22 protein-coding genes are annotated in these 24486 nt (G+C 54.9%); 10 read left to right on the forward strand and 12 right to left on the reverse strand.

Annotated elements, in window-relative coordinates; all coding sequences use genetic code 11:
* Positions 1-711 precede the first annotated feature (711 nt).
* Both GXX95_01485 and acsA read left to right on the forward strand, forming a co-directional pair.
* Positions 712-948: a hypothetical protein gene (locus GXX95_01485; GenBank protein ID NLT36818.1), complete on the forward strand. Its 237-nt coding sequence runs from the start codon at positions 712-714 to the stop codon at positions 946-948.
* 812 nt (positions 949-1760) lie between these two features.
* A complete protein-coding gene (acsA, locus tag GXX95_01490; GenBank protein ID NLT36819.1) occupies positions 1761-3542 on the forward strand; it encodes an acetate--CoA ligase in 1782 nt (593 codons plus the stop codon).
* Between the two features lie 511 nt (positions 3543-4053).
* On the opposite strand, the gene GXX95_01495 is transcribed toward acsA, so the two are convergent.
* On the reverse strand, positions 4054-4518 hold the full coding sequence (locus tag GXX95_01495; GenBank protein NLT36820.1) for a phage tail protein: 465 nt from the start codon (positions 4516-4518) through the stop codon (positions 4054-4056).
* A gap of 684 nt (positions 4519-5202) precedes the next feature.
* Here GXX95_01495 and GXX95_01500 point away from each other — a divergent pair.
* Both GXX95_01500 and GXX95_01505 read left to right on the forward strand, forming a co-directional pair.
* A complete protein-coding gene (locus GXX95_01500) occupies positions 5203-6972 on the forward strand; it encodes a cation:proton antiporter (protein ID NLT36821.1) in 1770 nt (589 codons plus the stop codon).
* A gap of 151 nt (positions 6973-7123) precedes the next feature.
* Complete coding sequence (locus GXX95_01505) at positions 7124-8527, forward strand: response regulator (GenBank protein NLT36822.1); 1404 nt, start codon at positions 7124-7126, stop codon at positions 8525-8527.
* Between the two features lie 58 nt (positions 8528-8585).
* Here the strand turns inward: GXX95_01505 and GXX95_01510 are convergent, their stop codons facing one another.
* From GXX95_01510 to GXX95_01535, 6 genes are all read right to left on the reverse strand, one after another.
* Entirely contained in the window at positions 8586-8750 is a 165-nt protein-coding gene (locus GXX95_01510) for a rubredoxin (protein ID NLT36823.1), read from the reverse strand.
* Positions 8747-9262 carry a cation-binding protein gene (locus GXX95_01515; GenBank protein ID NLT36824.1) on the reverse strand — a complete coding sequence of 172 codons (516 nt, stop codon included), beginning with the start codon at positions 9260-9262 and terminating at the stop codon, positions 8747-8749. Before GXX95_01515 ends, GXX95_01510 begins: the two co-directional genes overlap by 4 nt.
* A 60-nt stretch (positions 9263-9322) precedes the next feature.
* A complete protein-coding gene (locus tag GXX95_01520) occupies positions 9323-9706 on the reverse strand; it encodes a YbhB/YbcL family Raf kinase inhibitor-like protein (protein NLT36825.1) in 384 nt (127 codons plus the stop codon).
* A gap of 194 nt (positions 9707-9900) precedes the next feature.
* On the reverse strand, positions 9901-10935 hold the full coding sequence (locus GXX95_01525; GenBank protein NLT36826.1) for an LD-carboxypeptidase: 1035 nt from the start codon (positions 10933-10935) through the stop codon (positions 9901-9903).
* Positions 10936-10937: 2 nt separating this feature from the next.
* Entirely contained in the window at positions 10938-11363 is a 426-nt protein-coding gene (locus tag GXX95_01530; protein ID NLT36827.1) for an ACT domain-containing protein, read from the reverse strand.
* Positions 11363-12643 carry a phenylacetate--CoA ligase gene (locus GXX95_01535; protein ID NLT36828.1) on the reverse strand — a complete coding sequence of 427 codons (1281 nt, stop codon included), beginning with the start codon at positions 12641-12643 and terminating at the stop codon, positions 11363-11365. The genes GXX95_01530 and GXX95_01535 overlap by 1 nt, the downstream gene beginning before the upstream one ends.
* Before the next feature lie 213 nt (positions 12644-12856).
* Between GXX95_01535 and GXX95_01540 the strand changes: the two genes are divergently transcribed.
* Together GXX95_01540 and GXX95_01545 are read left to right on the forward strand one after the other, a co-directional pair.
* A complete protein-coding gene (locus GXX95_01540; GenBank protein NLT36829.1) occupies positions 12857-13381 on the forward strand; it encodes a hypothetical protein in 525 nt (174 codons plus the stop codon).
* Between the two features lie 120 nt (positions 13382-13501).
* Complete coding sequence (locus GXX95_01545; protein ID NLT36830.1) at positions 13502-14554, forward strand: PAS domain-containing protein; 1053 nt, start codon at positions 13502-13504, stop codon at positions 14552-14554.
* A 13-nt stretch (positions 14555-14567) separates the two neighbouring features.
* Here GXX95_01545 and GXX95_01550 read toward each other — a convergent pair whose 3' ends face one another.
* Complete coding sequence (locus tag GXX95_01550; protein NLT36831.1) at positions 14568-16085, reverse strand: MBL fold metallo-hydrolase; 1518 nt, start codon at positions 16083-16085, stop codon at positions 14568-14570.
* Positions 16086-16531: 446 nt separating this feature from the next.
* On the opposite strand from GXX95_01550, the gene GXX95_01555 reads away from it, so the two are divergent.
* From GXX95_01555 to cooS, 4 genes are all read left to right on the forward strand, one after another.
* Positions 16532-16969, forward strand: a complete 438-nt coding sequence (locus GXX95_01555; protein ID NLT36832.1) for a fasciclin domain-containing protein — start codon at positions 16532-16534, stop codon at positions 16967-16969.
* A 764-nt stretch (positions 16970-17733) separates the two neighbouring features.
* Positions 17734-17910 carry a CooT family nickel-binding protein gene (locus GXX95_01560; protein NLT36833.1) on the forward strand — a complete coding sequence of 59 codons (177 nt, stop codon included), beginning with the start codon at positions 17734-17736 and terminating at the stop codon, positions 17908-17910.
* The gene (locus GXX95_01565) at positions 17911-18705 is read left to right on the forward strand and encodes an AAA family ATPase (protein ID NLT36834.1); all 795 of its coding nucleotides are present in this window, start codon (positions 17911-17913) and stop codon (positions 18703-18705) included.
* A gap of 134 nt (positions 18706-18839) precedes the next feature.
* Positions 18840-20702 (forward strand): anaerobic carbon-monoxide dehydrogenase catalytic subunit, encoded by a 1863-nt coding sequence (gene cooS, locus GXX95_01570; GenBank protein ID NLT36835.1) that lies wholly within the window; start codon positions 18840-18842, stop codon positions 20700-20702.
* Positions 20703-20872: 170 nt separating this feature from the next.
* Here the strand turns inward: cooS and GXX95_01575 are convergent, their stop codons facing one another.
* From GXX95_01575 to GXX95_01590, 4 genes are all read right to left on the reverse strand, one after another.
* Positions 20873-21418: a hypothetical protein gene (locus GXX95_01575; protein ID NLT36836.1), complete on the reverse strand. Its 546-nt coding sequence runs from the start codon at positions 21416-21418 to the stop codon at positions 20873-20875.
* Between the two features lie 380 nt (positions 21419-21798).
* Positions 21799-22596, reverse strand: a complete 798-nt coding sequence (locus GXX95_01580) for a hypothetical protein (GenBank protein ID NLT36837.1) — start codon at positions 22594-22596, stop codon at positions 21799-21801.
* 32 nt (positions 22597-22628) lie between these two features.
* Positions 22629-23456 carry a recombinase family protein gene (locus GXX95_01585; GenBank protein ID NLT36838.1) on the reverse strand — a complete coding sequence of 276 codons (828 nt, stop codon included), beginning with the start codon at positions 23454-23456 and terminating at the stop codon, positions 22629-22631.
* Positions 23449-24282, reverse strand: coding sequence for a recombinase family protein (locus GXX95_01590; GenBank protein NLT36839.1), 834 nt, complete (start codon positions 24280-24282; stop codon positions 23449-23451). The genes GXX95_01585 and GXX95_01590 overlap by 8 nt, the downstream gene beginning before the upstream one ends.
* Positions 24283-24486 lie beyond the last annotated feature (204 nt).

The following is a 24486-nucleotide window of genomic DNA, read 5'->3' on the forward strand; positions in this document are numbered from 1 at the left end:
TGGGTCTTCCTCATTATGTCGACACTCCTGCTCGATATGTCCTAAATGGAGTGGGGGAATGAGCATTTGCCAGCGCTCCTGGTGAGTCCAGATCTCTTCGGGCCCACTCACTTCCCTAGCTCATGCCCGATTTAACAGAGGTCATGGTAATCGGGTATCGTGCCTTCATACCCCGCCAGTTTTTTTTTACGATGACGTCAGGATTACCATTTTGATCAAATGCTTTCGAAATCGATGGTCAGGTTAATACCGGTAAACCGGCATGAACTTTTTCGATCCCTTATACGCCATACCTGATGTATCGTCTAGATAGATTTTAGGGAACCTTCAGGCCTTGATCCTAACCTATTTGATCTTCCCTATATTTTATGATAAATTTTTATTCCACGGTTAGATTCTATCCATCATAAGGTTCGTTTTGGATACCTCTAAAGCTCAGCGGAATCTACGATATGATCACCTACGATCAACATTGGGGGCGTTCTGTCCCAATCTATCCTGTTTGTGTTTAGAGAAGCGTACATGAATGAGGGGATAATGCCTCGTCAACCTTCATTAGAGATATCTTCAAAGCCCATGAGTCAGTGTTGGATCGGTCCTAGCAGGGCATAATGTGTTTATTTTAAATATATTTTATATAATGTGAAGAAAGAAATGGAAAATTTACATTATTTAGATTGTCCATATCTCGGTTAGAGAGGATTGAGACAGATGTACTATAAAAAATACCGTGAGGCGGTCGAGGCCTTGAAGGCTTCAGTCGGGGATGATGTTCTATACAACGATGGGTCAACGGACTGGAAATTGAGCAACCTGCTGAGTTCCATCGACGATGATGCTAGGGAATTAAGCGCCGGCGGTTACTTTGTCGATGAAGGGGGCATTAGTGAAAGGAGCGTTCATGGTGGTTTTCGCGGCCGCCGGATACTAAAGGTAAAAACGGATTAAGCGTAGCTCAAACAGTAATTTAGGGTGGCGAGAACCGGCATCCAACAGATATTGACAACGAGGGACTGACCCCACGTTTGGTTCAAGGGAAGGACTGTTTGGAAGCATACATTAGTTCATGATTTCCTCACATTCCACATCTTAAGCTGATCGTATGACGGTTTCAGTTGACCAAGGGGAAGGACCCTCGGGCTCATCAGTTCTCAATACCCCATGTTAAGCCATGAGTCAGAGGTCTTTTTCAAACCCAAGAGGAGAAAATTTTCATTTCTTGATCTATATTTTTCGGGGCGTCCGGCCGACCTCCGTTCTTTTTCGTGGCAGTCGCAAGTGGTGAATTCATAAATATTAAGATGTAAATAATTATAGGTCTGCTTTAAAAAGGATTGCATTCATTTGCATGCCCTTATTCCATGGTATGAGTTCTACCAGAGTCTTTACGGGTAGAAGTCTGTGTGAGATGGAAGAGGGTAGGTGTCGACCGTCCGCGTTGATAGATAATATTAATTAAGCTCTGATTTATGTCCCCCCGTGCAGCAGAGTGCCATGCTCTTTGACAACCAGTCTCTTCTTCCGGTCAAAGTAGCGGTATCTGTCGTATGACTGAGGCGCCCTGTCCTTAACGGGTGTCCTCGCCGATCGTTGGAGGGTGAAATCATGGAATACCACATGGTTAGTGAAATCAAGGTCTCTGAAAAAATGGCATTGGTAGTGCGATTGAGGTCAATCATAAATGAAGGTCCGCATGGATGGCAGGGTGCCACGACCATCAAAGAACGACCTAGAACAACACCATGGAAGGAGGATGTCTTATGCAGATAGACGAGAGCGGGGATGAGAGCACGCGTTCCCCGGACGAGGCGACCATCAGCCGTCTGACCGAGGTCCTTCCGGCGGTCACCCCGGGAAATCTCGAGGATTATGAGAAGGGATGCTGTGAGTCCAACTGGACCTCTGTTTACAAGGAGTTTGGTTGGTCCAATAGCGGATCCTACAATGTTGCGGTTGAGTGCCTAGACCGTCATGCTCATAACTGGAGGAAGAACAAGATCGCCCTGTTCTCAGTGACAGCGAACGGGGAGACGATGAAATACACCTTCAGGGAGATGTCCCAGCTCACCAGCAGATTCGCCGATGGCCTGATGAGATTGGGTGCCGTGAAGGGCGATCGCATTCTCGTTTACCTTGACCGCACGTCCGAGCTGTACATGGCAGTGCTGGGCATCGTCAAGATGGGGGGTATCGTGGGACCCCTGTTCTCGGCCCTGGGGCCGGAAGCGGTCAAGGACCGAGCCCTGGACTGCAGCGCCAAGTACTTCGTCACCTCACCGTATCTCTACAAGAGGTTGGAGCCCATCCGCGATGAGCTAGTGGATGTTGAAAAGTTCATCATTGTGGGCAACGACTCCGACCTGAAGGATAGGACGGTGTCCTTCGACGATGTGATGGCCCAGGGCGATCCACGCTTCCGGGCCATGGGCATGAGCCCGGCCGACCCATACATCATACACTACACCTCTGGGTCGACGGGTAAGCCCAAAGGGGTCATGCTGGGCCAGAAGGCCCTGGTCCAACAGTGGTTCACATCCAAGAACGTCCTGGACCTTCGGGATGATGATGTCTACTGGTGCACCGCCGATCCTGGATGGGTCACGGGGACATCATACGGGATATTCGGCCCTTGGAGCCTGGGGACCTCCCTGATATCGTTCGAGGGTCGGTTCGACCCCGGGAGGTGGTATTCCATCCTGCAGGACTTCGGGGTCAACGTCTGGTATACTGCCCCCACAGCACTGAGGATGCTGATGAGGGCCGGTGATGAGCTGGTCAAGCAGTACGACCTTTCAGCCCTGAGGCATGTGTGCTCGATCGGCGAGCCGTTGAACGCCGAGGTGGTCCGCTGGGGGAACAAGGTCCTGGAGAGACGCATCCACGATACCTGGTTCCAGACGGAGACGGGTGCCATCATGATCAGCAACTACCCCTGCATGGCCATCAAGCCCGGCTCTATGGGCAAGCCTATACCGGGAGTGCAAGTGGGGATCGTCGATGAGGAAGGCAACGAGGTCGAGCCTGGTCAGGAAGGGTTCCTGGCGATACGGCCGGGGTGGCCATCCATGATGCTGGGGATATGGCGTAACACATCGAGGTTCAAGGAGTACTTCAACGTTCCTGGCTGGTACATCTCCGGTGACCAGGCCTACAAGGACAACGAGGGATACTTCTGGTTCCTGGGCCGTGCGGACGATGTCATCAAGACCTCCGGCGAGAGGTTGGGGCCGTTCGAGGTGGAGTCCGCTCTGATCGAGCACCCGGCCGTGGCCGAGGCCGGTGTCATCGGCAAGCCGGACGAGCTGCGAGGCGAGATCGTGAAGGCGTTCATCACCCTTCGTCCAGGGCACCGGCCCACAAAGGAGCTTAACGACGATATCACACAGTTCGTCAAAGCCCGTCTGGCATACTATGCCTACCCCCGGGAGATCGAGTTCGTGGAGAAGCTCCCCAAGACCCGTTCCGGCAAGATCATGAGGCGGGTGCTCAAGGCCATGGAGCAGGGTCAACCGCTGGGGGACCTGTCGACGTTGGAGGACTGAGGAGAGGTCCTGATCTCCCCAATGGGCGACTATGGGGGGCGGCCCTGGGCAAGATGGTCTACCAAGAGGGCGCTGGACGTACTGGTATGATGCTAATAAGAACATCCAGCTCCAGGTTTGGCCTTGAGGCAGGTAAGGCCCCAGGAAAGCGGCCCCCAGCCCCACCTATTCAGGAGGCAACGGCCAAGGGAGAATACCGTCAGTTAGCGGGCCTCAGTGGCTGGCGGTCGTGTTCCACTTTCTCCATCCTCTCAAGGAACTCCAAAGCCTCCTCTTTCCTCGCTAGACGAGCCGTCCTAAACGGAAGACGGCCTCTGTTCGTATCATTGGACCAGGCGCATATGTCCCTGGGCATGGCCTACCTTTTCTGTTGAAGATAGTCGATGGATCGAGCACATCTCTATCGGCTAAGTGCCATAAGGTCTACCTGAGGAGTCTCGATGCCGGGAGGTTGTGATGAACTTGGGACACATTGGAAAAAGCATAGGATAGAGGTTCTAGCTATGATGTATCATTCCTCGATCATAAGGCCCTTGGTCTCCAGGACCAGCTCCTCCATGCCCATCTTCCCAGCGTTCGCGTCCAACCCCGGCTGGATGATGAGGTCTATTGGTAAGCAGTTGATGAGGGAATAGCTTGCCAGTACCTCTCCTTTCTCATCGACTATCTTGATCTCGATGTCCTTACGGGCCTCACCTTCGTTGCATGTCGGGTCCCTAGTGGACTCGAACCACTCCCAGAAAGCCTGATCGGCATCCTTGCCTCGTTTAATGACGACCTGGAACCCCTTGCTCTGGCCCATAAATAACCTGTCCGGAGATGGAAGCTTCTTCCTCGATGGTAACAGCGGTCCGGGGACATTTCCCGATTGCAGTACCTTGACCACTCCGTACACCTCCTTTCCATCCCAGCACACGATGAGCCGGTGGCCCTTCTTGATCAAAATATGCTTCCCGTTCAAGAATAATTCTGGCATGGTGAAACCCCCGGTGGTCGCATCATCTGTTCTGAAAGGCATGGAGGCGAGTTACCGCTCCGGCGATCATGCGTGCGGAGGCCTACTATCCTCACCTTCTTCGACAGGGACCGTTCTCCTTTCGTCAACAAGCTTCCTTTCTTCTCCCTTCCTCCTGTTCTCAATCTAAGGCCTGAGCGTTATTATGACCGACCGGGGAGGCCGCGTACTGCGGCCTTTTCACACGCATCCAGTTGTGTGCCCGGTCGGTCGAGGGCGGGTGGTTTTTATTTCGGTAGTTCTGACCTGTGAGGACGGACCCCGCAACCTCTGATGATTTGATTGCAGGAATTAGTTAATAAATATTTCTAACATAATAAATTTGAAAAAATATTTAATTGAATGAACGCCAACGGAGAATGAGAGGGACGTCCTGACAATAGGTCAGTGGATAGAATGGCTTCTTGAATTACGGTCTTCATTCCCAGGTTGGTGGATGGTCGCGAAAAATGTGATCATCTCACTACCAAGGAAAAATAAGGCTCACTTTTTTATCATGGTTTGAGCCTTTGTATAGATGGCGTGGAATTCACACGCCGACTTATTGATGGCCTGTCCTTCTGGAGTAAAGGGCGGACCTGTTTGTGATCAGCAATATGAGCGGAGAGACATGAGGGAAGCAACTTCAGGGAGTAACTACAGCAGATGAGTGCGGATGTCAGGGTCGTCGTTGACATGGCTCTCCTGCTGGGCCTGTCAGGTGTTTTGTCCATCATCTTCGTCAAGCTGAAGATGCCGCCCATCATTGGCTACCTGGGTGCAGGCATAGTCCTTGGCCCGTCCATGCTTCCTGAGCTGTGGGTGGAAGGGAACACCGTTTCTCTGCTGTCCAACATCGGCATCGTGCTGCTCATGTTCTACATCGGCCTGGAGACGGACCTTCGCAAGCTCAAGGCCACTGGATCGAAGCTGCTGTTCATCGTGTGCCTGCAGATGCCCCTGGTGGTGGCGATGGGCTATCTCACCGGCATCCTACTGGGCTTTAATTCGGTCCAATCCATCTTCCTGGGAGCGATCATATCGGGAACGAGCACGGCAGTGGTGGTGGGGGTCCTCTACGAGACTCGCCACATCGACAAGGATATGGCCAGGACCATAGTGAACATCACCATCTTCGAGGATGTGGGCCAGGTCATCCTCCTGACCATGTTCTCGCCTCTCCTGGCCGGTGACTCCCCCGCCCTGGGATCCACCATCAACATGATCCTTGGTCTGATACTGTTCTTAAGCCTGGCCATCGTCTTCGGGACTGTACTGGTCCCGCGCCTGCTGAACTATATTGGAGGGAAGTTCTCCTCCGAGATCTTGCTTATCGTGGCGGTGGGACTGTGCTTCTCCTTGGCGGCCATATCCGCCGAGATGGGGTTATCCATCGCCATCGGGGCTTTCATCATGGGCATGATGATCTCTATCTCCAAGTACAGTCCGAGACTGATGACGGAGGTGGAGCCACTGAAGGAGCTGTTCATGGCGGTGTTCTTCATCTCCATCGGACTGCAGATAAGCCCCCTCCATATCTGGGAGAACATAGTGCTGGCGATTATCATCGCCGTGGTGTTCATCATCAGCAAGGTCGCGACCATTTGGCTGGGCTGCTACCTGACCAACATGACCGCCAAGGACAGCTTCCTGATCGCCACCAGCCTCATCGCCATGGGTGAGTTCGCTTTCATAATCTCTAAGGCGGCTTTCGATGCGGGTGTGGTGAACGAGGGGTTCTACTCCGCGGTCATCGGCGCCGCCCTGATCACCATGGTGGCCATGCCGATCATCACCAAACGCCAGCTGAAGCTATTCGATCACATAGGGAAGCTCCTCCCCGAAAAGGTACGCTGCAGCCTCGCCCGGATCGACGATATCCATCAGACCATAGACTCGAAGAACTCGCGGACCCCTAATGCGGCCAGATCGGAGATCAAGAAGTATCTGTCGCTCATCTTTGTCGATATTCTTATTGCACTGGTGGTCATGATCATCTTCACGAACCTGGAGCGTTTCTCCGCACGCCTTTTTGACGCTCTATCTGGCCTCTTGCTCCTCCCGAGCGAGCTGCTGATGATCGTCCTGATCGTCATCATGGCCCCCATCGTGTACAACATGTACTCCAATGTTCGGGCGATCGCCAGAGTGCTAACCAAGCAGGTCATGGAATCATCAAGAGGCTCCTGGATGAACGAAAGGGGCGTCTATCTCATGTTCGCCAACCTAGGCACCATCGCCTTGGTCCTCATCTTGCTGTTGATCCTCCTGCCCTTCATGCCCCAGGTGGTCTTCAGGCCAGTGGGGATAGCGCTGGTCGGCCTGGGAGCGATCCTCATACTGTACCTATCCTGGGACACCATAAAACGGGCCTACGATCGGTTCTGCCAGTTTATCGCCTCCGAACCGGAAAAGGAAGAGAAGGAGGGGCCTTAGCGGCCTGTTACGCTTTTCGTATCCTGACTGATGGTTTATTATACTGCTCATGTAGGAAGGAAGGTGTCCGCACAACATCGCTGGAGACATCTATTATATCGTTGTCTGCCAATCTAGTGATGGTAGGGGAGAGTCAGTTACGATAAGGGCATTGCTAGTCAATGACGACCAGGCGGTGTTGGAGACCGTCGCGGGTCTGTTGTCGGCGGAGGGTGACATCTCTGTCGATATCGCTCTGTCAGGAGAGGCCGCACTGGAGAAGCTAGCCACCGCTAAGTTCGATGCGGTCATTAGCGACTACTTGACCCCGCCGGCCATGAACGGGATAGATCTTCTGAGGAACGCCCGGGCCAGAGGGTACATGGGTCTTTTCCTCATGTTCACGGACAAGTGCGACGAGGCCCTGGCCCTGGACGCCATACTTAACGGCGCGGACCATTTCCTCCCCCGTTGCAACGGCTCGAGGACGGATGTGGCCTTGATCAGGTCGCTTATCCTGAGGCGGGTTCAGCGGTCCGAGGATGAGGGGGGCAGGCAGGACGCTGAGGCCTATCACTCCCTTCTCATGCGTTTACCTGACGGATTCGCCTACCATCAGGTCATCTACGACAATGCGGGCGGATCACCGACCACCATGATAACTGATGCCAACGAGGCCTTCGAAAGGACGTTCCTTCCGTCGGGAGAGTCGGTTCTGGGCAGGGATGTTCGTGACCTTCTCAACGGCCAAGATATCTTCGAGAAGAGGTTGGCCATGGCCATCGACAATATCATCACCAGCGGCATGGAGGCGCGTTTCACCGAGAGGTCACCCGACCGGGAAAAATGGTTCTCTGTGGGAGTGTACATCTCCGAGCCTGGGCACTTCGTGACCATGCTCTCCGACGTGACCGCGCTGAAGGTGGCGGAGAGGGACCTGGAGCTCTATAAGCGGAAGATGAGGTTTATCGGCTCGCAGGTGCGGCATGACATCCTAAACCAACTGACCGCTCTCAATGGCTTTCTCTCCCTATCCCAGCTGAAGGTGGAGGACCGCTCGGTCATAGAGTTCCTCTCCAAGGCGGGGACGTCCGGTAACCGCATGCGCAGGATACTGGAACTGTCCCGGGAGTTCGAGCAGCTAGGCATGTCGCCACCGGTCTGGGTACCGGCCAGGTCGGCGGTGGATAAAGGGATGGAGCAGGTCCAGGGGGACCGCAATGCAGTGAAGGTAGATCTCGAAGGTCTGGAGATCTTCGCCGAACCGCGGGTGGACCTGGTGTTCCGCACGCTGGTGGACAACGCTTTCCTGCACGGTAAGGCCACAGAGGTCCACATCTATTCGGCGAAGGCCGGGGAGGAGCATAAGATAATATGCAAGGACAACGGGACTGGCATACCGCCGGAGAAGCGCAAGTTCCTGTTCGATGATCGCCTCGATCACAGCCTCTTCCTGACCAAGGAGGCTCTGGCGATCACTGGCATTCGCATCGAAGAGACCTCTCAGGGAGGGGGGGCGTGCTTTGAGATCATGGTGCCCCGGGGCTGTTTCAGGCTCACGTCCAAGCCTCAGTAGTATGCAGGATGTATGAGCTCAGGACCGTACATGTTACCTCGGGTGTGGCCTGCGGAGATCACTCGTCCAGGGGCTCGAAGTCGGACTTGGGTGCACCGCACATTGGGCATACCCAGTCATCAGGCAGGCTCTCGAAGGGAGTCCCGGGGGGCAGATCGGACAAAGGCTCTCCGACCGCAGGGTCATATACATAGCCACATACTGTACAACGCCATTTTTTCATCTTCTCTCTGCTCCTTGCACTAATTTCTCATACTTCTCGTGGATGAGGCGACGGTCGAAGTCCGCGAACGCCTGCAGCATGACCTCACGCTCCTGAGGGTCCAGATATTTCATGGCCTGAGGAAAGAACGACCTATCCTCCCGGTAAATATGATCTGGATAGTTTAGCACCAGTTCCGCGAGGATGCGCGAGATGCCTTCCGTCACCGTGCCGTCCCCCTTCCGGAGCCTTTCGTTCAGCTCCCGCAGCTCGCCCGTTAACTTCCGGGAATGCTCGTGGTCGGATACCAGCCTCTCCATGTCCGACCTCATGTCGGGGGTCAGAGGCTTATCGGCCAGGGCACGGAACAGCAGCTCCTCCTCCTTTCCGTGATGGCATCTGTCGGCGTAGAAACTTAGGAAGTCGATGATATCATCATGGAGCCCGGGATCGGGATCCTGCCCCCCATCGATCTTCTTCTGGTATTTGTCCATCACCGCGACCATTCTTTCGATCAGACGGTGTTCGATCATCAAGGGGCCTGCTGGTAGCATCTGCGCAACAATTGTGTGCCCTAGATATTTGATGGTATCTCAGACCCGCTGGAAGGTGGCCATGGCCTCGCCGTACTGCAACACCTTACCCACCATCGCCTTCTCAAGACGCACCTTCGAGGCCCCAGGACGGAGGTCGAGAGGTTCACCAAGACCGTATACCTTGAAATAGTAACGATGGGGCCTTCCTCTCGGGGGGCACGGGCCCATGTACCCCAGCTCCCTTCCGGTGTTCAGACCCTGGGATGAACCTGGCAGCTCCGTGGGATGCTCCTCATGAGATATGTTCTCCGGTATCAGGTTCGTGCCCTTGATGTTCCATATGAGCCAGTGATCGAAGGTCCCTGTGGGGCAGTCAGGGTCGTCCATTATCAAGGCGAGGTATTCGCTGGTACACCCCCTGATACTTACCGGAGGAGACATCTCCTCGCCCTCACAGGTATATCTAGCTGGAAAGGTCTTGAAGCTCAGCTCGATCGTCAGGTCATCGTCCGCCAACGGTAATCACCCCTGGCGACCGTAATCAGAGGTCATCTGAGTATGGCCACCATGAGAACGATAATGCCCTGCCGCACAGTAATAGTTTACCTTCGCTCGCTCCGCGAAGTGGAAGAGTTCTAAAGTAGGGGCGACTCCTTCAACGTCAGCGTAGGTCCTGTGGGATCCACTTCCGCCCGAACGCCCAGGGGCAGTATCATCTGCGGGTCGGTGTGACCGAAGTCCATGTTCATTATGATGGGCAGGTCTGACCTGCCGAACTCCTCGGTCACCGTCCTCACGATGATGCGTTCCACCTCCCGTCGCTGCTGGGAAGTGTACCCACGCCATCGCCCGAACAGTAGCGCGGATATGTTCTCGAACACCTCCATGGTCCCGTAGTTGCGCATGATCTGCTTCAGCCGCGTGAGGGATGTCATTTGCTCCGTAGCCTCCATGAACAGGACCTTGTCCTTCCAGAAGGTGTGCGGCGGCCAGAACCGCGTGCCCTTCAGTACCTCCATGACCTCGATGCACCCTCCGAACAAGGTCCCCTCCGCTCTTCCCTCGCCCTGCAGAACCTTCCACCTCGGCGCCCTCTTCTTGCGAGAGATGCTTCCGACCGAGGAGTCCAGCGACCAGTCGGGATACCCCTCACTGTACGACGGCGAGGGCCGGTACGTGTGCTCCGCGCTGGGGTGGAACAACATCTCCCGCAGGTGCTCCAGGCTCCGAGGATAGTGGCGTATCTGCGATATACCGGCCATTACAGTGGGGCCGTAGAAGGTGACCATCCCCTTGTAGGCCAGGTAGGTGAGGAGGGTGGTGGTGTCGGAGAACCCCATGAGCACCTTCGGCCGCTCGATGATGTCCTGGATGCGCAGGTGAGGGAGCACCCGCACCGAGTCGTCCCCTCCTATGGTGGCGATGATGGCGTCGATCCCGGGGTCCATGAAAGCATCGTTGATGTCCTGACCTCGGAGGTGGGGGTTGAGGCGCATAAGGTAGTTCGGCCTCCTGGTGTGCTCCATCTCTACCACCTCCAGGCCTAGCTCGTCCCTTAGCACCGAGACGCCGTGTTGGTACACCTTGGGAAAGATGTACGGTCCCGCCAGTGATGGCGAGATCACCGCCACCACGCTCCCCTCCTTCAGGCGGCGGGGCTTGACCGGCACTGTCAATCCAGCTCCGACCTCTCCAGCAGCTGACCGCCGCCGTCCAGCAACGCGCGGATAGCGTCTTCGACCTGGTCCACGCGCAGGATAAGGACCGCGGCGGGACGGCCGGAGTAGGCGTAGGCGTACTCGATGTTGATGTCCGCGTCGCCCAGGATCTTGGCGATCTCCTTGAGGCCGCCGGGCTCGTCCCTCATCCTCACCCCGATGACATCGGTGGATGAGACCACGTATCCCAGGTCCGCGAGCCTCTGTTGGGCCTTCTCGGGATTGCTGACCAGGGCTCTTACCACGCCGAACCCGCTGGCCTCCGCTATGGAGAAGGCCAGGATGTTCACGTCCTCCGATTCCAGCACTTCTGCGATGGCTGCCAGGCGTCCTGGCTTGTTCTCCGCGAATATTGATAACTGCTTGATTACGTACTTCATCAGATCTGCCTCCTGTCCACGACCCTCTTGGCCTTTCCCTCGAAGCGGGTGAGCGTCCCTGGTGATACCAGCTCCACATCGACGGCCACGTTGAGATCGTTCTTTAGCACGTGGACCACCTTCCCCTTGAGCCGTATCAGGTCATCGAGCTTGTCCGAGAACGCCGCGCTCTTCAGCTCCACCCGCACCATCATGGTGTCCAGCGCCCCTTTTCGATCCACCACGATCTGGAAGTGCTCCCCCAGCTCGGGGATGGACATGAGCGAGTACTCCACCTGCGAGGGGAACACGTTGATGCCGCGGATGATGAGCATGTCATCGACACGGCCGGTGATGCGGGAGATCCGCGTATGGCAGCGGCCGCAGGCGCACTCATCATTATGGTAGGAGGTGATGTCTCCGATGCGGTAACGGATCATGGGGAGAGCTTCCTTCTGCAGCATGGTGATCACCAGCTCGCCCTTCTCTCCCGGACCTAGCCTCTCCCCGGTGTCAGGGTCTATTACTTCCACGTAGGCAAGGTCCCCCCAGATGTGGATCCCGTTCTGCTCGGTGCACTCGGTGAACAGGGGACCGGACAGCTCCGAGGTCCCGTAGATATCGTAGGCCTTGATGCCGGTGTTGTTCTGGATGCGGGTGCGCATCTCCTCGGACCAGGGCTCCGCCCCCAGTATGGCCGTTCTCAGCTGGGTGTCCCTCTGTATGTCCACACCCATCTTCTGGGCGACCTCCGACATATGCAGCATGTACGAGGGGGTGCACGCCACTGCCGTGACCTTCAGGTCCTGTATGAGCTCGATCTGTCGCTCGGTGTTGCCCACTGAGGCCGGGACCACGGTAGCGCCGATCTTCTCCGCCCCGTAATGGAGCCCCAGGCCACCGGTGAACAGGCCGTAGCCGTAGCTCACCTGAATTACATCCCTCCGCCCCAGCCCGATGGAGGTCAGGCCCCTGGCCACTGATGTGGACCAGTTGTCCAGGTCTCGTTGCGTGTAGCCTACCACGGTAGGCTTCCCGGTGGTGCCGGAGGAGACATGATAGCGGACAAGGTCCTCCTGGCTGCCTGTGAACATCTTGTCAGGGTAGTTGTCGCGGAGGTCCTTCTTGTACATGAACGGCAGCTTGGAGATGTCGTCCAACGAGCGGATATCATCGGGATGCACCTTGGCCATCTTCATACGGGAACTGTAGAAGTCGGAGAAGGAGTACAGACGATACACCAGGGTCTTCAAAAGCTTGAACTGCAAGGCCTCGAGGTCGGCCCGCGACATCTCTTCCATCCGGGGGTCCCAGTATCTCACATTATCACCTATCCGCTCCCTGTAGTGCTCGCATGCGGCGAACCCAGGGGGCTGGAAATGACTTAGCTTGCTAGAGCATGCCACGCAAGATATTTCACACTTACCACCACCTTCCACAGGATGATGGAGCCCGACGCTCCAGGGCAGCGACGGATAGACAGATTGATTACCTGGTCGGGGAGTACACGTGAGGTGGAACGGCGTAGCGTCCTGATCATCGAGAGCATCCCTCAGTACCAGGACCCCTCCGAGGGGGCCATGCTCAGCGAGGTCCTGGAGATGGCCAGTACAGACTATTTCGAGCTGCACACGGTGTCCAACAAGAGCGACCTTCTGGACATGCTCGAGGACCGGGCGTTCATGAGGCGGTTCAAGATAGTGCACATGTCCGGGCACGGTGACGAGGAGAAGCCGAACTTCCTCCTGCCCCGGGGGAGCATAAACGCCTCGGAGTTCCCCATCGACTGCTTCCGTAACAAGACCGTTTGCATGTCCGCGTGTACTTTGGGAAAGAAAAGGTTCGTAACACCGTTCATGGAGCGCACGGACGCCCGCTACGTAATCGGCCCTCGCCGCAGCCCCTACTTCATCGATGCCACCTTGTTCTTCCTCACTTTCTATTACTGGACGAACCGTCGGCGGCTGGGTATTCAGGCTTCCTTCAATAGGGCGATGAAGAGCGGGGTCAGAGGGGATTGGTCTCTATGGGTCCCGTGATACGGCCCTTTGTCCGTTCATGAAAAATATTATTCGTGTTATCCTATTTGTATAGGAAAGGTTAACGTCCTACCTAACCGCTTTCTGTGCTAAACAGTAGCTTGCTTGGGGAACCTTATTATGACCATACCGATAGGGATACTTGTCGTTGACGGTGCTGGCCGCATCCAGATCACCAACCAGACCCGCCAGGACATTTGGGGCGGGAGGGCGCCCACAACGGAGATCGACGAGCATAACGGATGCGATGGCTGGTGGCCGGAGACCGGCGTGCCACTTCGGCCCGAGGAGTGGCCTGTGCAGCGGGCGATCAGGAACGGGGAGGCCACAGTGGGGCTGATGGTGGATATTAAAAAAACCGATTGCACGAAGGCCAAGGTGCTTATCACCACGGTACCGGTTAAGAGCGAGAGCGGAAAGGTGGTGGGAGCGGTGACCACCTTGCAGGATTACACCGAGCACCTCCGCATGGAGCGGGAGATGCTGGAGGAGAAGGAGAGGCTGGAGCTTTACCTGGACGTCCTGTCCCATGATGTCAACAACCTGAACCTGGCCATAAGGGGCAACCTGGAGCTTTTCCGCGCGAGGGCGGGGGTCGGTCTGCAGGGAGGTGCCTACCTGGACAATGCCGAGCGCATGCTAAACGAGGTCGGCGATCTGGTCGAGAACATTAACAAGCTGCAGATGCTGGGGAAGGGGAAGGCCGTCCATCATCCCATGCCCCTGTCGCAGGTGCTGGAGGAGACGGTCATCTCCAGGCAGCGGACCCCGGGCCGCAAGGTAGTGATCGACACCGACATCAAGGACGGGTTGGTCGTGGAGGCCAACGAGCTCCTCCGGGACGTGTTCTCTAATCTGATCCACAATGCCATCAAGTACACCCCCGATCCGGTCCAGTTGACGGTCACTGCCGAGCGCACCCTGTTCAACGGCAGGGACACCTGTCGCGTGGTGGTGGAGGACAACGGCTGTGGCATACCGGATGACTTTAAGATCAGGATATTCAATCGATTCGAGCGGGGAAGCCCCAACACCACTGGTAGGGGGCTGGGCCTGTACCTCGTCAAGAATATAATCGAAGGCTTCGGCGGCAGCGTGTGGGTGGAGGACCGTGTGGCCGGCGAAAGGAACTATGGGGCAAGGTTCGTGCTGAACCTCCCCTGCGTCAGATGAATGTGTCTACTGCCTACTTAACCTGATAGTGATCGGCCACATCGTATCTCCTCATCTCACCGTAGGTATGCAGCCCGTCGGCCTCCAGGGTGGATATGGCCCCGTGGCCGCCGCATACCAGTAAGCGAGAGTTTCTGGCCTGGAGCACCGGGTCTAGGTCCTTGGCGATGCTGATGAGGTCCTTGCGTTCCTCCCTGGCCCTCTCCGAATCTACATTGACGGTCGTCATGAGGTTCTTGGCCAGGGTGGCGAATTCTTCCATCTCCGGGGTCAAGGAGTCGAAGTTGATCAGGCAGTCGCCGGTGAAGAGTAGGCCTTCATCCTCGCACAGGTAGAACACGTGGCCGTGCAGGTGCCCGCCCAGCGATTCCAGTATCTCGAACTTCAGACCGCAGATCTCCACCACCTCTAAGATTGGAAGGCCCATGCGCGTGCCCCTTGGCTCCGTGGGAATGAGGCGCACCTTGGATGGAGGATTGAACATGGAGAACAGGTTGATGAGCTTGGTGTACACCTCGCCCAGGATGGAGCCCTGCATCTGCGACCCGTAGGCGCGGTTGGCGGCACGGATGATGTCCACCGACCCTGGGTGGAGGTAGGCGGAAGAGTCGTAGAACGCCGCACCCCCAGAATGGTCAGCATCGGCATGGGTGATGAAAAGGCCCTCGATCTCCCTGACGTCCAGGCCAAAATGGCTGATCATCTCCACTATCTCCCGGTGGTAGATTCCGAAGCCTGTGTCGAACATGGCGATGCGCCCCTGGTTGCTGAGAACGTAGACCGATCCACCGCAGGGCAGCTGGAAGCAGTACAGCATCCCTCCAGTGCTCAGGGGGACCTGCTGCACCATGGAGTAAAAACCCATCCCCGTGGTCTGCCGCAGGGTACGCCCGGTCTTGAGTATGGACTCGAACACCATGTGTGGATCTCTACCCAGTGAGGTCAGCTCCTGGGCGATATGGTTGGAATCGTGCAGGAGGCGCATGAGGAACTCCTCATCCATACCGATGATCTCCCGCAGCTCCTGGGCGAAGCGAATGTAGAAGACGGTGTCGTCCAGCTTCTTGCCGGTGCCGTCATATTCCAGGATCTCCAATCTCCACCGGGCCTTGAGCTCGGTGAGGAGCCGGTCGGCTATACCATCGTTGTCCAGGGTAAGGGAGACGGTGAGCTGGCCGGGGTGCTTTCCCTTGTCATCAAAGTCCAGGAAGGCGATGTTGGCGCCAGCCCCGGTGGTGTGGCTAAGGAACTCGAAGAGCATTCCCGGCTCATCCGGCAGGTAAACCGAGAACTTGAGGAAACGAAGTGTAGCTAATGAAGTCTGAAGGTAACCGATGGCCTGGAGGTCCCGCGTGATCTTCTCCGGCGCCCCCTCCTCCGCATCCACCTGGAAGAAGACGATATGGGGATCGATCCTCCGGTCGTAATCGACACGATGGATATTGCCTCCATGGCTCTTGATGATCTCAGCGGCATGATGAAGAGCACCGGGATCATCTGGCATTCTAGCGATGAAAGAGAAAGTCTGCACGGACCCTCAGAGGGCTACCTTACCATAAAAAAGTTCTAGACTTTTTCACTTGGGAGAACTATATGATGAGAATGGCCAAAAGTTTTCCATCAATACTCATTCTTCATCCTAGCAGGAGACATGGAACTGTCTAATATTAAACACATTAGCTAATTAGTAAATAAATTTATGATTATACGTTATTTGCAGTAATAATATATGTATATACTAAACTGTTAAACTTTCTATTCTGTTGAACAAATAACGCTACTTCCGGTCAGACAGGTTCCAAAAGTGTAATAAAAATTTGGGCTCAAGAACAACGAAGCAGTTTATTCTCCCTGGCTTGAAAATAAATATATTCATTATTTAATATGATATTATTCTAAGGAGTAAAAACGTGATAGCCAGCCTGCATAATATCAAAGTATTTATATTATTTGTTCTAATCTAATTTTAGTGAGAACATGAACAACATCATCGAGACCATACGGGACATAGAAGAGCTATCGATGTTCGCCGACATCATCGATCTTGTTGGCATGAAACCATTGCTTACCGGCGAAGGTCCATTCACCGTATTTGCACCGTCTAACGATGCTCTTGTCCAAATAACAGACGAGGAGATCGACCAATTGGACCAGAACCCTACGTTGACGCGGGGAATGGTATATGCCCACATAGTGCTCGGCAAGCTCTTGTTGAGTGACATCATGGATAGGTCCATGATATTCACGATCACCGAGGATGAGATGACAATAAGCGATGTCGAGAACACTCTAAAAATAAATGCGTCCGAAGTCAAAACAGCAGATATCGAGTGTTCTAACGGCATCGTCCACGTTATCGACTATCCTTTGAAGGTAACAAGGAAGGTGATCATGGAGAAAGTAGAGGCGATATGAGCGATAAAGGTGAAACCTTTTCTTTTAATTATCTTATCTTATGAGACGTTATTATTCTCGTTTTGCTCATTAAGAGGAAAAAATTTAGGAAAAATGGCGGACAATAGGGTGATTTTTACCCTTCTTTTTCTTGTATCTCATACATGTCGCAAAGTTCGCTCAAGAACTGATCATAGGTCCTTCGGAATTTGAGCCGATACAATCTATCCCGGGTTTCGGGGGAGATCTGTATGCTAGTCTTTCCCTCCGTCGCTCTTTCGTCGGTCATATTGTCACTTCTAGGCAGTAGAGTTTTAAACTATGGATATGATAGATTTCATAGATATTATAATTTCTATGTTTTCCAATAGCAGCACTAGAATTATGTTGTTCAATAGTTTGTTGCGCTCATTTTTACATTATAGTCAACAACGGACTCCCGAATATCAAATTGAAATGCCCCAAGATCGCATCTTAAGCGGTTTTCGTTCTCGGAATGAATAACAATCATCGACTCCGTTCCCCCTTCCTTATGTAATGAGGAGGAGAACGCCGGGAGCGAGAACGATGTAATTTCTTCTTTTTTCATGGTAAAAATGGTGGGTAATTTGCATCAAAACTCCCGGCTTTTTAATAAAAAAACCGCTCCTCTAGGAAACTGGAATCGATAACTAGGGTGCGCCCGTCCTTAAGCGTGATCGACAAGCGCGGAGGACAGTTGATCGTTCGACCGGAAGTCCAATAATATATCACTATCCTTTCAAGGATAGATGTGTGAGTCCTCGGTGTTCTGCAAGGACAGGAATGGTGTGCGGTCGGTCCTAACGGATGCGGTGAGCGTAAGGAGAAGGGATGGCTCCTATGTATGCACCGATATCATCGGTAGGTCGGTCATGCTCAATGATGTCGTCCTGTCGGAGGTGGACCTTATCCGGCATCGCATATTCTTCGAGGAGCTGTGAATGTCGCTCAAGATCGCGGTCTCCGGCAAGGGCGGGGTGGGGAAGACCACCGTGGCCGCGGTGCTCGCCTCCCTCTACGCGCGCGAGGGTAAGAAGGTCATCGCCGTGGACGCTGATCCCGCGTCCTCGCTCCCGGCCGCCCTGGGTGTGCCCGAGCAACAGAGAAAGGAGATTGTTCCCCTATCTCAGATGCTCGATCTTATCGAGGAGAGGACTGGAGCTAGGCCGGGGGAGACCCCGTCGTTCTTCTCTCTGAACCCCCGGGTCGATGACCTGGTGGAAAGATTTGCGGTGCGAGGCGAGGAGGACATCGATATACTGGTACTGGGGACCATCCAGGCTCCCGGATCTGGCTGCTTCTGCCCCGAGAGCGCCCTCCTCAAAGGATTGTTGCGACACCTCATTTTAGATGACAAACATGTGGTGGTGATCGACCTGGAGGCGGGATTGGAGCACCTGGGGCGCTCCACCTCCAAAGTGGTCGATGTCATGCTCATCGTCGTGGAACCGGGCCGACGCTCGGTGGAAACGGCCGAGCGAATTGGGACCATGGCAAATACATTAGGCATTAAAAATATATTTATTATTATCAACAAGGTATCGACGTCACAGCAGGAGGTCGAGGTCACCACCCTGCTGAAGGGGTCCCCCTGGACAGTGCTTGGTTTCATACCTTACGTTCCTGAGATGATCGACGCGGACCTCAACGGCCGTTCGGCCTTGGACTGCGACTGCCCGCGGGCAGTGGAGGCTATCCAGAAGATCAAGGAGAATATCGATCTGTCACTTCGTTAGAGGGGCTTGCGTCCTATCGGCCAAAGGTGAATTATAGGCTCTTCTCTCAACGATACCTCATGACCGATCAGTATGAAGAGATCCTTTCCGTCGAGTGCATACGCGCTCCTCCCAAGCAGCTCAAGCCCGAGGAGATGGAGCAGAAGGTGGAGGAACGTACGCTCGACCCCAACTCGCAGGCCGTTCTCCGCAAGACCATGCTCGAGGGCACCGATACGGTCTGGGACCGCCTGGAGAGGCAGCTCCCCCACTGCAAGTTCTGTTCCTCGGGCATCTCCTGCCAGAGGTGCGCTATGGGGCCATGCCGCATGATGGGCGGCGACCGCAACCGCGGGGTATGCGGCAATGACCCCGATCTCATCGTGGCCAGGAACCTGGTGGACTGGGTGGCCATGGGGGCAGCGTCACACTCCGACCACGGGCGGGACCTGGTGGAGGCGCTGCTGAAGTGGTCCCGTGGACAGGCACCGGGCTACGGCATCGCCGACGAGGAAAAGCTACGCAAGATGGCCGGCGAGTATGGGACCGAGACGTCCGGTACGCTGAACATGATCGCTGAGAGACTGGCCCTGGCTATGCTGGAGGACTATGGAACGATCAAGGGCGAGATCCAGCTGCTCCAGCGGGCCCCTGCTGCCAGTGTAGAGATGTGGAGGAAGGCAGGCATCCTGCCGCGCAGCATCGACAGGGAGATCGTGGAGTCGATGCACCGTATCCACATGGGCGTGGACAATGAACCGGTGGGGCTGGTGTATCAAGGGTTCAAGGCCTCCATGGCCGATGGATGGGGGGGTTCCATGCTGGCACAGGAGGTCTCCGACATCATGTTCGGCACTCCGGACGTTAAGACATCGAGGGTCAACCTAGGAGTTCTGAAAAAGGATCATGTGAACGTCGCTCTTCATGGCCACAATCCGCTGCTTTCGGAGATGATACTCCAGGCCGCTCAGATGCCGGACATTATAAAAAGGGCAAGGGATGTGGGTGCGGAGGGCATCAACCTTGTGGGCCTTTGCTGCACCGGGAACGAGCTGCTCATGCGCAAGGGTGTGCCTCAGGCAGGAAACCACCTCGATCAGGAGCTGGCCATCACCACCGGGGCCCTAGAGGTCATGGTGGTCGATTACCAGTGCATCTTCCCTACCCTGGCCAACACCGCGGCGTGCTACCACACCAAGGTCATCACCACCTCGCCCAAGGGAGGCATGACCGGAGCGACCTACATCGAGATCGAACCGGAGAATGCCTTCGAGCAGTCGAGGCGGATTCTGGAGATGGCCATAGATAACTATCCCAACCGTGCTCGAGAGAAGGTGTTCATCCCTGATGGGCCTGTGGAGGCGATGGTAGGCTTCTCCATGGAGGCGATCAGCAAGGCCCTCGGCGGCAGCCTCAAACCATTGCTGGATGTGATAGTGTCCGGTAAGATCAGAGGATGCGTAGGTATCGTGGGCTGCAACAACCCTCACATACGCCATGACTCTGGCCATGTGGGGCTGGCCCGAGAGCTGATAAAGCGTGACATACTGTGCGTGGAGACAGGGTGCGCATCCATCGCTTGCGCCAAGGCCGGACTGCTGCTACCGGGATCGATAGAGAAAGCAGGGAAAGGTCTGAAGGAAGTGTGCGGTGCCCTGGGCATTCCGCCGGTACTGCATATGGGCTCTTGCGTCGATAATACCCGAATCCTGAACCTGGTCGCTGCGCTCGCCCAGCTGGCCAATGTTAGGATCGATCAGCTGCCAATAGGAGGGGCTGCGCCGGAGTGGTACTCCCCTAAGGCCGTGGCTATAGCGAAGTACTTTGTGGGGTCGGGTGTGAGCACGGTGTTGGGCATCTCCCCCAGGATACAGGGAAGCCCTAGGGTGACCAAACTGCTCACAGAGGGGATAGAGGCCAAGATGAACTCACGCTTCTGGGTGGAGCCGGAGCCCCGTAAGGCGGCTGCGCTGCTTTCCGATCACATCGAAATGAGGCGCAAAGAACTAGGCATCTGAACAGTGAATTCGACCCTATTGCGTAGAAAGATTTCCGGGTATCATGAGCTCGTGCTCGATTGAAAAGATAACACTGCACTTTCAAACTTTGAACATACGCACGGCTGGGATTGCTGAAAAAATAGGATTAAGGAAAGGGGTTTGGTGCCTGTCGAGCCTGATCAATCCGTTCAGGACTTGATCATCAGGGGCAGGACCTGCTTGCCCTTCATAACCAGCAGGACGATCGCAGCAGCCATGTAGAACGACAGCAGAGAGTAGATCATCCACAGGGCGCCCGCGAGGAAGTCCAGATCGGTGCTTCCTAGATAGAAGGCTGCGGTCACGAAGAACGCGATGGCGGCGATCCCTAGCAGTATGGGCAGCATCTTAACTGGCTGGAACAGTGATAGGAACATGTCTATCGCTGCGATGATGCCAATGACAATGCAGAGATAGCCTAGTGCATCTCCAACGGACATGGAGACGATGGTGAGGAAGAACACAGCCAGGGGGCCAAAGATAGCGGTTCCCAGAAGGTTCTCATTCAAGAACATCATTATTGCCGTTACGATGCAAAGGATTCCGACCCATGGGCCAACAGCTCCAATGAACTCTCCAGTGTCCCCAAAGTCCATTAAAGTCACGGCGACCGCGAATGTAAACATCGAGATCACCAATATTCCCATCACATCGGCCATCGCCACTTTCATGTGCGCATTCGTTTCTTCTGCCATTTTTACTATTCCTCCTTTTTTCCCACTAACTAACTTTTATGGAAACCCTCTTGGGCGATTGGGACAAACGAATGAGACCATTCGTCGCCCCGAATCGTCTCTTTAAAGGGCCTCCTCCCTTTCCACGGGTACCTTGAAGTTCAAGGGAACCCGATTCCTGTATAAGCTTGATGTATTAAAGCTATTATTATCCATACATGCCGTTAATACCATTTTTATGCCCTTTGGAATTTATCTGGTTTAACCTATATATGGTGCATTTATAGTCCGGAATCATTCCCCCTCCCTGTGGCGGGATTCCGTGTGTTTAGCCGAATCGATTTTGATTCCGCTGGGGATTCACGGAATTAACATGTAGAAAAAGGTTTGCCACGGATGTATTATGGCGCAGGCAGTCTTCCGAGCTCGTCCAGTCGTCTCAAATATGTCTTCCTACGGGTCTCATAACCCTCTTTATGGGGTCCGAAGGGTACGTACTCTGCGACCTTCCACCCGTCCCATACCAGCCTTTCTTTGGTCTCATCGGCCAGACCCTTAAGGAAGCTGAACTCCAGGATGTCCCGGTCGCTTATCCTATCCTGGCTCCATTCCAGCAGGTCCGGGTCATGGGTAGCGATGCAGAAGGGGACGTCCCGCTCCAGGATCTGCTCTACCAGGTCCTTGAAGACCTCTTGTATGATATTAAAATCAGCGATGTCACCGGTGTACGCGCCCTTGACCAGACGTATCTTGACCCCCGCGTCCAGCATCCTTTCGATGTCCTTGGGAGTGCGTTTTAGATATGATTGCAGGGCGATGGTCGGCCGCAACCCGGAGCGGGCAGATTCCTCTGCTATCAGCAGGGTGAGATCGATGGTGCGCTGTCCCTCCATATCCAGTTCGAACCCTATGCCCAGGTCCCCGGCTTTCTCCCCTATGCCCCGGACCAGCTCCATCGTGAGATTACGACTGATCACCCCACCCAGAATTGACGGCTTGACGGCGAACGAGGCCTTCAGCCCTCTCTTTTTGACCTGCTCGGCCAACTTGATGTATGCAGCATATGACTCCCTGGCCAGGGTCTCATCGCGATTATAACGTCCAAGAACATCAAGTATGCAACGTATGCCCTGCTCGTTCCTATGAGCGCACCATTGCAGAGCGGAGGCTTGATCGGGGAGGGTCCATCGCGTTGGCATGCTAGTCCATATCCATACAACCGACAAAAAGGTTAGGATATTTCGGGCTCCAGGAGCTTCGCCCCCCTTTTCCTCGGGTCCTTGGTCTTCATCGAGGCCAGTTCCTGCACTCGATTGAAGGTGTCCTGGTCGATTATGGAGGCGTGGTCGCTTTTCACCAGATAACCGTCCCATCGCCGGTAGCCAGCATAGGCGGGGTTGTGCAGTATCTGCCTTATGGAGTATAATGTCCAGTGGCCTTCCCGCCTTGTGAGTATCCCCCTGCCGTTCAGTTCATTTGCTATCTCGTTCATGGACCTCCCGGCGTTGTATGATATGAATATCTCCCGAACCACGTCGGCCTCACCATCGATGATGATCAGGTCATTGTTTGCAATGCCGTAACCGAACGGAGGGTTAAACCCCAGGAGTCCACCGGTCTCGGCCTTCTGGGCCATGCCCATGTAGGTCCTCTCCCCGATCTGCTCCGATTCCAGTTGGGCTATCCGCTGTATCATGTCCACAACGAACCTGCCGATGGAGGTGGAGGTATCCAGCTCCTCCTGCATGGAGGTGAACTTCTTGTCCCACCGCTCCAGGTCCTCCATCATGATCATGAAGTTCTTGGAGTTACGGTGGATACGGTCCATCTTCAGGACGAGGATGGTGTCCCACATGTCCTTCTCGGCGATCATCCTCTTGTACTCCTCGCGAGTGGTGATCTTTCGCCCAGTGTGTCCTCGGTCAGCATATATGTCCGTGATTTCCCAGCCCTGAGCCTCGCAGTACGCCACCAAACGCTCCCTCTGGGCCTCCAGGGAGTAGCCTTCCTCGGCCTGCTCCTCTGTGGACACACGGATGTAGATCGCTGCTTTAACCACCGGAATCCGCCTCCACCAGCTCATGGCCGGAACCCGAGCGGTTCCTGCGCCTCTCCTCCATCAGCCCCTGTACAAGATTATACGCGCCCTCGGTGACCAGAGGTTGGTGGTCCAGGCGGATGAGCCTGCCATCCCAGGCAAGATAACCGCAATACAGGGGATTCCGCAGTATCCTGCTGACCGCCTGTTTGCTCCACCGCAGCCCCTTCTTGGACAGTATCCCCCGATCGTTGAGCGTCCCGGCGATCTCGCCTAGCGAGCGCCCGTTGATGTAAGAGCTGTAGATGAAAGGGACGATGCCGGCCTCATCATCTACTACCTTCAACTGAGCCTTGACTATGATATATCCATAGGGATGGGGCGACCCCAGGTGACCTCCCCCCTCCTTGGCCTTCTGGGACATGCCCGCCTTCACCCGTTCTCCGATCTGCTCCGATTCCAGCTGGGCTATGCGCTGTATGATGTCCATGACGAACCGACCCATGGCCGAGGTGGTATCGAACTTCTCCTGCATGGAGCTGAACTGCTTCTTCCACACCTTCAAGTCGTCCATCATCTGGGTGAAGTTACGGGAGTTGCGGTGGATACGGTCCATCTTCAGGACGAGCAGCACGTCCCACTGATCGCGCTCGGCCATCATGCGTTTGTAGTGAGGACGGTTGACGTCCCTTCCTGAATAACCATCGTCCACGTACTCCGAGGCCACCTGCCAGTTCTTGGCCTTGCAGTATGCCTGGAGCCTCTTCAGCTGCGCTGGTATGCTGTAACCCTCTCGGGCCTGATCGTCGGTGGAAACCCTGGCATAAATGGCAGCACGCAATCTCATTCTCTCCTGTGTCGAGACATGGCTCTTTCGCGCATCCCAGGCGTGAATAGCCTTGGTGGGATTTAGGCTTACCCCGGTGCTTTATCACGGCCAGAACATCTTTTTTACATAGAAGTTCAAGGGTCAGGAATAGGCTGAGAGTTGATCAATTGTAGGCATTGCCTATACCTTTCCTCATAAAGGCGGATTATTAGAATATTTAAG

This window comes from Methanomassiliicoccus sp. (genome assembly GCA_012719175.1).
Lineage (GTDB): Archaea > Thermoplasmatota > Thermoplasmata > Methanomassiliicoccales > Methanomassiliicoccaceae > UBA6.

What these genes read in the sequence shown, in the direction of transcription:
- GXX95_01555 (NLT36832.1), top strand. Translation starts at nt 16,532, where the DNA reads ATGAACAACATCATCGAGACCATACGGGACATAGAAGAGCTATCGATG.
- GXX95_01565 (NLT36834.1), top strand. Translation starts at nt 17,911, where the DNA reads ATGTCGCTCAAGATCGCGGTCTCCGGCAAGGGCGGGGTGGGGAAGACC.
- GXX95_01500 (NLT36821.1), top strand. Translation starts at nt 5,203, where the DNA reads ATGAGTGCGGATGTCAGGGTCGTCGTTGACATGGCTCTCCTGCTGGGC.
- GXX95_01510 (NLT36823.1), bottom strand. Translation starts at nt 8,750, where the DNA reads ATGAAAAAATGGCGTTGTACAGTATGTGGCTATGTATATGACCCTGCG.
- cooS (NLT36835.1), top strand. Translation starts at nt 18,840, where the DNA reads ATGGAGCAGAAGGTGGAGGAACGTACGCTCGACCCCAACTCGCAGGCC.
- GXX95_01485 (NLT36818.1), top strand. Translation starts at nt 712, where the DNA reads ATGTACTATAAAAAATACCGTGAGGCGGTCGAGGCCTTGAAGGCTTCA.
- GXX95_01520 (NLT36825.1), bottom strand. Translation starts at nt 9,706, where the DNA reads ATGTCTCCTCCGGTAAGTATCAGGGGGTGTACCAGCGAATACCTCGCC.
- GXX95_01590 (NLT36839.1), bottom strand. Translation starts at nt 24,282, where the DNA reads ATGAGATTGCGTGCTGCCATTTATGCCAGGGTTTCCACCGACGATCAG.
- GXX95_01530 (NLT36827.1), bottom strand. Translation starts at nt 11,363, where the DNA reads ATGAAGTACGTAATCAAGCAGTTATCAATATTCGCGGAGAACAAGCCA.
- acsA (NLT36819.1), top strand. Translation starts at nt 1,761, where the DNA reads ATGCAGATAGACGAGAGCGGGGATGAGAGCACGCGTTCCCCGGACGAG.
- GXX95_01515 (NLT36824.1), bottom strand. Translation starts at nt 9,262, where the DNA reads ATGATCGAACACCGTCTGATCGAAAGAATGGTCGCGGTGATGGACAAA.
- GXX95_01535 (NLT36828.1), bottom strand. Translation starts at nt 12,643, where the DNA reads ATGGAAGAGATGTCGCGGGCCGACCTCGAGGCCTTGCAGTTCAAGCTT.
- GXX95_01580 (NLT36837.1), bottom strand. Translation starts at nt 22,596, where the DNA reads ATGCCAACGCGATGGACCCTCCCCGATCAAGCCTCCGCTCTGCAATGG.
- GXX95_01495 (NLT36820.1), bottom strand. Translation starts at nt 4,518, where the DNA reads ATGCCAGAATTATTCTTGAACGGGAAGCATATTTTGATCAAGAAGGGC.
- GXX95_01545 (NLT36830.1), top strand. Translation starts at nt 13,502, where the DNA reads ATGACCATACCGATAGGGATACTTGTCGTTGACGGTGCTGGCCGCATC.
- GXX95_01575 (NLT36836.1), bottom strand. Translation starts at nt 21,418, where the DNA reads ATGGCAGAAGAAACGAATGCGCACATGAAAGTGGCGATGGCCGATGTG.